This is a genomic window from Haloarcula pellucida, from assembly GCF_014647235.1.
GTDB lineage: Archaea > Halobacteriota > Halobacteria > Halobacteriales > Haloarculaceae > Haloarcula > Haloarcula pellucida.
On sequence record NZ_BMOU01000001.1, the window covers coordinates 1197976 to 1206942 of the forward strand.

General features: G+C 67.9%; 14 protein-coding genes and 2 tRNA genes. 2 read left to right on the plus strand and 14 right to left on the minus strand.

Annotated features, from left to right (window positions below; translation table 11 throughout):
* Positions 1-7: 7 nt before the first annotated feature.
* From IEY28_RS06335 to IEY28_RS06375, 9 genes are all read right to left on the minus strand, one after another.
* Positions 8-406: a 30S ribosomal protein S9 gene (locus IEY28_RS06335; protein ID WP_188995549.1), complete on the minus strand. Its 399-nt coding sequence runs from the start codon at positions 404-406 to the stop codon at positions 8-10.
* Positions 400-837 (minus strand): 50S ribosomal protein L13, encoded by a 438-nt coding sequence (locus IEY28_RS06340; RefSeq protein WP_188995551.1) that lies wholly within the window; start codon positions 835-837, stop codon positions 400-402. Before IEY28_RS06340 ends, IEY28_RS06335 begins: the two co-directional genes overlap by 7 nt.
* A complete protein-coding gene (locus IEY28_RS06345; RefSeq protein WP_166970848.1) occupies positions 834-1184 on the minus strand; it encodes a 50S ribosomal protein L18e in 351 nt (116 codons plus the stop codon). The genes IEY28_RS06340 and IEY28_RS06345 overlap by 4 nt, the downstream gene beginning before the upstream one ends.
* A 24-nt stretch (positions 1185-1208) precedes the next feature.
* Positions 1209-1293: transfer RNA gene (locus tag IEY28_RS06350), tRNA-Leu, on the minus strand.
* 103 nt (positions 1294-1396) lie between these two features.
* Positions 1397-2176, minus strand: coding sequence for a DNA-directed RNA polymerase subunit D (locus tag IEY28_RS06355; protein WP_166970850.1), 780 nt, complete (start codon positions 2174-2176; stop codon positions 1397-1399).
* Positions 2177-2179: 3 nt separating this feature from the next.
* Positions 2180-2572: a 30S ribosomal protein S11 gene (locus IEY28_RS06360; protein WP_166970851.1), complete on the minus strand. Its 393-nt coding sequence runs from the start codon at positions 2570-2572 to the stop codon at positions 2180-2182.
* Positions 2569-3081 carry a 30S ribosomal protein S4 gene (locus IEY28_RS06365; RefSeq protein ID WP_188995553.1) on the minus strand — a complete coding sequence of 171 codons (513 nt, stop codon included), beginning with the start codon at positions 3079-3081 and terminating at the stop codon, positions 2569-2571. The genes IEY28_RS06360 and IEY28_RS06365 overlap by 4 nt, the downstream gene beginning before the upstream one ends.
* The gene (locus tag IEY28_RS06370) at positions 3081-3614 is read right to left on the minus strand and encodes a 30S ribosomal protein S13 (RefSeq protein WP_188995555.1); all 534 of its coding nucleotides are present in this window, start codon (positions 3612-3614) and stop codon (positions 3081-3083) included. Before IEY28_RS06370 ends, IEY28_RS06365 begins: the two co-directional genes overlap by 1 nt.
* A gap of 23 nt (positions 3615-3637) precedes the next feature.
* Positions 3638-3722 (minus strand) — tRNA-Ser (locus tag IEY28_RS06375).
* Between the two features lie 195 nt (positions 3723-3917).
* Here IEY28_RS06375 and IEY28_RS06380 point away from each other — a divergent pair.
* Together IEY28_RS06380 and IEY28_RS06385 are read left to right on the plus strand one after the other, a co-directional pair.
* Positions 3918-4229 carry a hypothetical protein gene (locus IEY28_RS06380; RefSeq protein ID WP_188995557.1) on the plus strand — a complete coding sequence of 104 codons (312 nt, stop codon included), beginning with the start codon at positions 3918-3920 and terminating at the stop codon, positions 4227-4229.
* Positions 4230-4291: 62 nt separating this feature from the next.
* On the plus strand, positions 4292-5353 hold the full coding sequence (locus IEY28_RS06385; protein ID WP_188995559.1) for an Mrp/NBP35 family ATP-binding protein: 1062 nt from the start codon (positions 4292-4294) through the stop codon (positions 5351-5353).
* 48 nt (positions 5354-5401) lie between these two features.
* Here IEY28_RS06385 and IEY28_RS06390 read toward each other — a convergent pair whose 3' ends face one another.
* The 5 genes from IEY28_RS06390 to cofD all read right to left on the minus strand — a co-directional run bounded on the left by IEY28_RS06390 (position 5402) and on the right by cofD (position 8892).
* On the minus strand, positions 5402-5593 hold the full coding sequence (locus IEY28_RS06390; RefSeq protein ID WP_166970859.1) for a 30S ribosomal protein S17e: 192 nt from the start codon (positions 5591-5593) through the stop codon (positions 5402-5404).
* Positions 5594-5733: 140 nt separating this feature from the next.
* Positions 5734-6318 carry a DUF447 domain-containing protein gene (locus IEY28_RS06395; RefSeq protein ID WP_188995561.1) on the minus strand — a complete coding sequence of 195 codons (585 nt, stop codon included), beginning with the start codon at positions 6316-6318 and terminating at the stop codon, positions 5734-5736.
* On the minus strand, positions 6318-7157 hold the full coding sequence (locus IEY28_RS06400) for a triphosphoribosyl-dephospho-CoA synthase (protein ID WP_188995563.1): 840 nt from the start codon (positions 7155-7157) through the stop codon (positions 6318-6320). The genes IEY28_RS06395 and IEY28_RS06400 overlap by 1 nt, the downstream gene beginning before the upstream one ends.
* Positions 7154-7900: a tRNA-dihydrouridine synthase gene (locus IEY28_RS06405; protein ID WP_188995565.1), complete on the minus strand. Its 747-nt coding sequence runs from the start codon at positions 7898-7900 to the stop codon at positions 7154-7156. Before IEY28_RS06405 ends, IEY28_RS06400 begins: the two co-directional genes overlap by 4 nt.
* On the minus strand, positions 7900-8892 hold the full coding sequence (cofD, locus tag IEY28_RS06410; protein WP_188995568.1) for a 2-phospho-L-lactate transferase: 993 nt from the start codon (positions 8890-8892) through the stop codon (positions 7900-7902). Before cofD ends, IEY28_RS06405 begins: the two co-directional genes overlap by 1 nt.
* Positions 8893-8967 lie beyond the last annotated feature (75 nt).

Genomic DNA, 8967 nt, shown 5'->3' on the forward strand with positions numbered 1-8967 from the left:
AATCACCTCAGCGGTAGGACTTCTGGTAGCGGGCCCGAGCGCCGGGGCCGCCCCACTTCTTGGGTTCGGACTGGCGAACGTCGTTGACCAGCAGCGAGCGGTCGAACTCCATGAACGCGTCACGGAGTTCCGCGTCGTTCGTGAAGTCGACGAGTCCGCGAGCGATGGCGGTTCGGGCGGCGTCTGCCTGCCCCATGACACCGCCACCTTCGACGGACACGTCGACGTCGACGTCGTCACGGAGGTCGTCCTCCGCGATGCGGAACGGCTCCAGCATCTTCAGCTGTGCCAGTTCCGGGTCGACCAGTTCGACGGGCTGGGAGTCGATACGCACGCGTCCCTCGCCCTCGCGAATCGTCGCGCGGGCGACGGCAGTCTTCTTCTTGCCAGACGTGTTCGTTACCATGTCTTGTTCGCTCCGAGTGCCTCGCTCACGTCGCCGAGCGAGACGAACTTGATGTTCGACAGTCGGTCCAGCGAGGTCCCTTCGAGGACGTCGCCGTCCTCGTCGTGTGGGTTCCCGACGTACACGCGGACGTTCTCGAATGCCTCGCGGCCGCGCTGCTTCTTGTGGGGCAGCATACCGCGAATGGCGCGCTTGAAGATACCGTCCGGGCGCTTGGGGTAGAAGTACGCGTTGTCGTCACCGATGTCGATGCGCTTCTTGTACTTCTCTACGATCTGCTCTTCGCGGCCGGTGATGACTGCGCGTTCGGCGTTGACGACGGCGACGGTCTGTCCGTCGAGGGCCTCCTCGGCCACCGCGGACGCGACACGGCCCATGATACAGTCACGGGCGTCGACGACGACGTCGGCGTCGAATTCGGCGAGGCTCATCGGATCACCCGCACGTGGGAGCCTTCGGGGTTGTTTTCAATTGCCTGTTCGAGCGATATAGCCTCTCCGACCTGTTCGATCTTCTTCTCGGCGGTTCCGGAGAAGTCGACTGCGGCGACGGTGATGTCCTTCTGCAGGACACCGGAGCCGAGTACCTTGCCCGGCACAACGACGGTCTCGTCTTCCTGTGCGTACCGTTCGATACGGCCCAGGTTGACTTCCGCGTGTGTGCGCCGTGGCTTCTCGAGGCGCTCGGCGACGTCGCCCCAGACGTTGCCACCCGCAGAGCGGGCGGCCGACTTCAGGTCGGCGATGAGACTACTGAGTCTCGGGTTCGTCTTGCTCATAGAGTTCCTCCTTTGTAGGAAAAGTGCAGGGAGCAGGATTTGAACCTGCGGACCCCTACGGGACAGCGCCCTGAACGCTGCGCCGTTGGCCAGACTTGGCTATCCCTGCTTGCATTCATGCGTTTTGCGTGCCCCGTAAAAACCCCTTCGGTCCTCGCGCTCGGGGGGCGGGCGGTCATCGGCGTCGAAAGGGTGTTTCGGGGCATGTGGCGTTACAGTTGGACTGCGTCTTTCAGTTCGGTCGCGCGGTCACGCAGCGTCTCGACCGCGCGCAGGACCAGTTCGTCGGTGGTGAACGAGCCGTCGGTCTCGACGTGGAACACGAAGGCGTTCTCGACGTCGGTGACCTCGACCTCCTTGCCCGGATAGCGCTGGGAGAGGTCGTTGCCGAAGTCGTCGGTCGGCACGAGGTCGCCGTCCGTCGCGTCGACGGCGGCGTGTTCGGCCGCACCCTCCTCGATGACGCCGCGGAGGATGTTGGGCTCGTCGTCCTCGAACTCGCTCTTCTCGCCGACGACTTCGACACGCTGGAGGTGTCGGTAGCCGACGGCCACGCCGCCCTGATGTTTGGCGTGTTCTTTCCCCGTATCGAGGACGGCGTCGGCCTCGACTTCGAGGCGCTGGCCGTCCTTGAGGTCGATGATGGGGACGTTGTCGTCGGCCGGTTTCACCAGCCCGTCACTGGAGACGAGGTCGCTGGAGTAGGCCGTCGCCGGCCCGTCCACGGAGAGCGACAGCGTCACCTCGTCACCGATCTCGAAGTCGTCGAGGTCGGTGGTGAGCGGGACCAGCCCCAGTCGGAGGCCGATCTGCTCGTTGAACATCACGCTGGTGTTCTCGATGACGCGGACCGTATCGATACTGAACGTGGGCACGTCGGCGATCATCGCCCGGCGGATGCCGTTGGCGAACGCCGGCGTGATGCCCCGAATCAGTACGAGCGACTCCCGCTCGCCGCGTTCGACGAACTCAACCTCGTAGTCCTGTGTCATGGGTTAGAATCCGGAGTTTTTCGGTGCGCGAGTGCCGTCGTGCGGCGTCGGCGTGACGTCCTCGATGCGACCGATTTCGAGGCCGGCACGGGCCAGCGCTCGGATGGTCGCCTGCGCGCCCGGACCGGGGGAGGTCTGCTGGTTCCCACCGGGGCCGCGGACGCGAACGTCGACGCCTTCGACGCCGCGGTCGAGGGCCTTCTCGGCGACGACTTCGGCCATCTGCATGGCGGCGTACGGCGACGCCTCGTCGCGGTTCTGCTTGACGACCGTCCCGCCGGAGCTCTTTGCGAGCGTCTCCGCGCCGGTCTGGTCGGTGATAGTGATGATGGTGTTGTTGAACGATGCGTGGACGTGTGCGACGCCCCAGATGCCGTCGTTTTCTGCTTCGCTCATTCTTGTGCCTCCGCGCGCTCAGGGTGCAGTTCGTCCGCAAGCGAGCTGTTCTCGTCGAAGCCGACGGTGTCCTCGACGGCGACTTCGACCTTCATCGACGGGCGCGTGACGCGCTGGCCGCCCAGCACGATGTGGCCGTGGACGATGAACTGACGGGCCTGCTCGGGCGTGTTCGCGTAGCCCTTGCGGTAGACGACGGTCTGGAGTCGGCGTTCGAGGACGTCGGTGACGGCGAGCGACAGGACGTCGTCGAGCGTGTCCTGCTCGCTGAGGATACCGTAGCGCTTCAGGCGGGCGAGGAACTCGTCGGCCTCGTCCGTCTGGGTGGTCTGGCCGAGCAGTTTCCGGGCCTCGCGGCGGTAGCCACGAAGCTCGGACTGGGCACGCCAGAGTTCCTCTTTGTTCTTCAGACCGTAGCGTCCCAGCAGATTGCTCTCGTCGGCGATTCGCTCGCCCTGGAACGGGTGGTTCGGCGTCTCGTAGAACTTGGTGTTGGAGCCGAGTGCCATTATTCGTCATCCTCCGCGGCGGCTTCCTCAGCCTGCTCTTCCTTGATCGCCTCGACGTTGACGCCGATGGTCCCCTCGGTACGACCGGTGGACTTCGTTCGCTGACCGCGGACCTTCTGGCCGCGCTTGTGGCGGACGCCGCGGTAGGAGTCGATCATCTTCATTCGGTTGATGTCCTGCCGACGGGTGAGCTGGAGGTCGTTCCCGGTCTCGTGGGTGGTCTCACCGGTGAAGTAGTCCTTCTGGTGGTTGGTCATCCACTCGGGGACCTCGTCGGCGTAGTTCTCGACGGCCTCGACGACGGAGTCGATGACGTCGTCGTCGAGCTTCCCGAACACCGCGCGACGGTCTACATCAGCCTGCTGGGCGATGATGCGGGCGGCGCGGTGGCCGATGCCGTTCAGTTCTGTCAGTGCTCGCTCGACGGACTTGGTACCGTCGAGGTCGGTCTGTCCGATACGGACGAAATAGCGGATGTCCTCCTCTTCTTCGGCATCCGCGTCCTCGCCCGCGTTGGGGTCTTCTGCACTCATATATGGGTAATCGGTTGGGTGAGCGTCGTGGCTGGGATTCGAACCCAGGAGGCTGTACGCCACAGAGTTAGCAACCCTGCGCCTTGGGCCAGGCTTGGCTACCACGACACGTGCTTCTGATACTCGCGCCCGCGGCACGCGGACTCGGGGGCGCGTCCCCCTACACGAGTCTGTCCCAAGCTATTCCGGGGTTGTATTTAAACGCAACGGAAGGCGCTCCCCCCGTGAGAACGGCGCATACGTGAGTATTCCCCACGGACGAGCGGCACAACTGCTTCGGCGCTGGCGGCCGTACGACCCGACGTGAAAACTCTCGCGCGTGCCGACGGCGGCACCACAGTCGACCCGACCGACAGCGAAGCCGTTCGGAGCCACCTCGAACGGTTCGCGGGCCCGAACCGCGTCACCGAGCGCGACGACGGCACGCTCACCGCGGAGTTCGGCGCCTCGACGTACGTCTCGGTCGGCCCCGAGGGCCGCGTGGCGACGGGGATGCCGCTGCACGCCTTCGACGCACCGGCCGACCGCCTCGTCTTCGACCACGACGCGGGGGAACTGCACGTCGAGGGCAGGTCGGACGGGGGGCAAGTCACGTACACGTTCCGGCGGCCCTGACCGACGGCGGACGCCCGGTCCTGTCACAATCCTTATCGCACCTCCGGGGCCTACCCGGAGACATGAACGAAGACGACGTCCGTGAGCGTCTCCGGACCGTCCAGGACCCGGACCTCGGCGACGACATCGTGTCGCTGGGTCTCATCAACAGCATCGAGGTCACAGACGACGAGGTTCGTATCGACCTCGCGCTCGGCGCGCCCTACTCGCCGACCGAGACGAGCATGGCCAACGAGGTCCGGGAGGCGCTCTCGGACCTCGACCGCGAGGTGGACCTCTCGGCCAGCGTCGACCGCGGCGTGCCCGAGGCCGAGGACCCGCTCCCCGAGGTCAAGAACGTCATCGCTGTCGCCTCGGGCAAGGGCGGCGTCGGGAAGTCGACCGTCGCCGTCAATCTCGCGGCCGGCCTCTCGCGGCTCGGCGCCCGGGTCGGCCTGTTCGACGCTGACGTGTACGGGCCGAACGTCCCCCGGATGCTCAACGCCGACGAGTCGCCCCGCGCCACCGAGGACGAGGAGATAATCCCCGTCGAGAAGTACGGGATGAAACTGATGAGCATGGACTTCCTCGTCGGGAAGGACGACCCGGTCATCTTCCGTGGGCCGATGGTCGACAACGTCCTCACCCAACTGTGGGACGACGTGCTGTGGGGGAGCCTCGACTACATGGTCGTGGACCTGCCGCCGGGGACCGGCGACACGCAACTGACGATGCTCCAGCGCGTCCCCGTCTCCGGGGCCGTCATCGTCACCACGCCGCAGGAAGTCGCACTCGACGACGCCCGCAAGGGCCTGCGGATGTTCGGCCGCCACGAGACGCCCGTGCTGGGTATCGTCGAGAACATGTCCACGTTCGTCTGCCCGGACTGTGGCGGCGACCACGACATCTTCGGCAGCGGCGGCGGCCGGAGGTTCGCCGACGAGAACGAGATGCCGTTCCTCGGCGAGATCCCGCTGGACCCGGACGTCCGCGAGGGCGGCGACAGCGGTCAGCCGCTGGTCCTCGACGAGGACGACGAGACGGGCGAGGCGTTCCGCGACATCGCCGCCCGCACCGCGAACATGCAGGGTATCATCCACCGCAAGCGCCAGTCCGACTCGCGGGCCGCCGAGGCCGAGCAGTAGGGCGGTGCCGCCGCTGTCCGAGACGAGGCGGTAGAGAGAAAGACCGAGTTACGCTTCGACCGGGTTGTTGTACTTACGGGTGACGTAGCCGGCGATGCGGTTGCGCACGCCCTTGGACTCGATGTTCGTGACTTCCTCGACGACGTCCTTGTTGTGCTCGAAGTCGGCACCGAACGCGTCGGGGTATCGCTCCATCAGCAGTGTCCCGGTCTTCTTGACGTAGGCGGGTTTGATTGCCATGCGTGCATCTTGCTAGGTGGCGTTCAAAAAGGGTTCGACTTCCACGCCGGGACGCGAACCGTTATCACCCGATGCGGCGCCAGCGGTCCCGTTATAGCGGCTTCGAGCGCGGTGTCGAGCGATTCGTGCCGGGCGGTGTCTCACCACTCGGCGTCGACGAGGTCCCGGACGCGCTCGAACGCCTCCCGTTCGCGCTCGCTGCCGGCCGTCTCGACCACCGACTCGAAGTACGCGAGCCGATCCAGTAGCGTCTCGCGGTCGTAGGTCGGTACGTCCAGCCGTGAGGCCGCGACGGTCGCTTCGACCACTGCGGCGTGGCCCCGGTTCGTCGTCGGGACGACGCGTCGTTCGACGCCGCTCTCGACTGGCCGGAGCGCCCACTCGACCCACTGTGTCCCGCCTTCCTCACCGTCGGCCAGTCGCTCGACGCCGACCCGGACCCACGCGTCGGCGCGCTCTAAAACCGGGTCGGCCTCCTCGCGGACGGAGAGCGCCGCCTCCGCGAAGTCGACCGGGTCGCGGGTGAACTGGACGTACCCCTCGCCGCGCTCCCGGAAGTTCCGCCACGTGCGGGTCCGGCCCCACGTCGTCGCCGTCACGGGACCGTCGCCGTCGGGTGCCGTGAGGCCCAACGCCGCGACGTTCCAACGGTCGTTGGGTCCCAGCGTCGTCACGACGGACTCGGTGACGCCGGCGAGTTCGGCCGGCCAGTCCGTCTCGCCCATCAGACGACCAGCCCCCGTTCCAGCGCGACGAACAGCGCCCCGGCGACGAGGTCGGCCGTCGTCCCGGGGTTCACGTCGCGGGCGACGAACTCCGCGGCCAGTTCCGTCGCGTCCTCCTCGCCGTCCAGCACCGCCTGCGCTCGTCGCTGAACCTCCGCGGCCGTCTCGCGGTCGTTCCGCGTGACGACGAAGGTGTCGACCTCCGCGGCCAGTAAGCGGAGGAACGCACGCGAGGCGCGGTCGGCGACCGGCCCCTCGTCGTCCAGTATCCCCTCGGCGGCCTCGAAGACGCGTTCGAACCCGCTCGACCACTCGGCGGCGACGCCGTCGACGTCCGCGCTCTGGGCCATCACGTCCGACAGCGTCAGCCCCCGCTTCTCCAACGTCGGTATCGCCTCGCTCCCGCGGCGCACGTCCAGCGGTTCGAGTCCCTCTGGCGGGTCGTCGACGGCCACGTCGACGTGCTCGAACGCGCGGTAGAAGTCGGCGGCGTCGGCCACGGTGGTCTGATCGACCGCTCGCTCGACGCCGGCTGTCGTCAGGTCGTCCGCGCTCGCGGCCGCGACCAGCGGCGTCAGCACCAAGAGCGCGCCGAACTGGGTGTTACCGCCCGACTGGCCGGACATCCCTTCGACTGCTCGTTCGAAGGCGTGGCCCACACGTTCGCCGGCAGCCGCGAGTTCGAGGCCGGGGCGAGCGCCGACGGCGCCGGCCAGGAAGTGCTCGAACCGGAGGTCGTCGTACTCCCGTTCTCTGTCGACGTTGCCGGGTTTTGGCGTCCCGCTGACCTCCAGCAACAGCGCCAGTTCGGCGTTCTGGTCCGTCGAGCGGTCGCTCACCGTACCACCTCGCGACCGGTCAAGTCGTCGGCGGCGGCCCGGACTTCCCGCAGGACCGCAGGGTCGTCGCTCGCCCGCCCGACGCTGACCGCGTCGGCCCCGTACTCGAAGTACTCGGTCGCGCTCTCCCGGTCACGGACGCCGTTGTTCGCGATGACGAAGCAGTCCGTCGCTTCGACCACGTCGCCGACGACGGCCTCGGAGTCCATGGCGTCGACGTGGACGGCGTCCGCACCTGCCGCCGCTGCGGTTCGTGTGACCTCGGGCAGGTCGACGCCCGCCACCTCGGTCCGGACCTTGACCGAGACGGTCGCCCCCGCCTCGCTCGCGGCGGCGACCTGTTCGGCGAGGCGGTCGGCGTCTCGAAGGAGTGACTCACCGGCACCGGCGGCGCACATTTCCTCCTGTCGGCAGTGCGCGTTCACTTCGAGGAGAGCGCCGTGGTCCCGACAGACCCGGGCCGCGCGCGCTATCGGGTCGATCGACGCACTCCGGACGTTGAACGCGGGTCGAATCGGCGCGCCAGCCAGTGCGGCCAGTTGCGCGTCGACGAAAGCGACCGGGTCCTCCGGCAGGAACTCCGAGCGGTCGCGGTCCACCATATCGCGGGCGGCCGCACGCGTGGGGCTGTCCAGCGCGACACCCCCGAGGAAGGCACACCCGACGTGGTCCTCGACGGCGCGGGCCCACGCGGCGTCCGCCTCGCCGCTGAGACTCGCCAGCGCGACCCGTGGCTCGAACATCAGGCCACCTCCGAGAGGGCGTCGGTCACCGCGCGGGCCACTCGGTCGGCGTCTCCGGGGCCGTCGAGCGTCGTGTCCGTGCGGACCACCGGCCTGTCGAGGTCGGTGCCGTCCTCGGTGTCGAGGACGAACGCGTCCGCGAAGGGGTAGCTCTCGGCGACGCCGGCGGTACTAGCCTCGCGGCCGACGCCCTCCATCAGGTCCGCTGCGGGCCCCGAGAACACCTCGTCCTCGACGAACGGCGAGACGGCGACGACCGGCGTCTCGGCGAGCGCGTCCCGAATGCCTTCGACGGCGAGCATCGGCCCGAGCGACGTGACGGGGTTCGAGGGACCGACGACCACCGGGTCCGAGAGGGCGGTCAGGACGGCGTCGGTGGCCGTGGCCGTCTCGCTGCCGCGAAACGCCACGTCGTCGACCGCTGGGTCGCCGTTCCGCCCGACCCACCACTCCTGAAAGTGCATCGGGCCCTGCGGCGTGTGGACGATGGTCGCCACCGGGTCGTCGCTCATCGGCAGGAGCGTCCGGTCGAGGCCGAACGCGTCGGCGAGCGTCCGCGTGACGTCCGTCAGCGAGTGCCCCGCGTCCAGCAGCGAGGTCCGCGTGACGTGGACCGCCCGGTCCCGGTCGCCGATGTGCATGAACTCGGCGACGCCGGAGAATCGCCGCCAGCGGGCGATATCGCGGCCCGCCGTCTGTGCGTCGTCGGAGAGGTACTGGGGACCGGTCGACAGGCCGGCGGCCTCGGCGAGGCGGTGGAGTTCGGCGTGTGTCTCGGCCGTGTCGTCGGCGATACCCCACCACGTCTCCCGGTCGAGTTCGCCCCCGTCGAGAAAGAGGACCGTATCGAGGTCGGGACAGACGAGGTGGCCCCCGAGTTCCACGTCGTCGCCGGTGTTGGCGACGACTGTCGTGGCCCCGGGGTCGAACACGTCGTCGGCGCCGGCGAGGAGTTTCGGCGTCCCCGTCCCGCCGGCAAGGAACGTCACCATACGCCGACGTAGGGGTGAGTGAACCTATAAACGTGGCCCTGTCCGGACAGCGGGCAGTTCGCCCCACACAGTCCC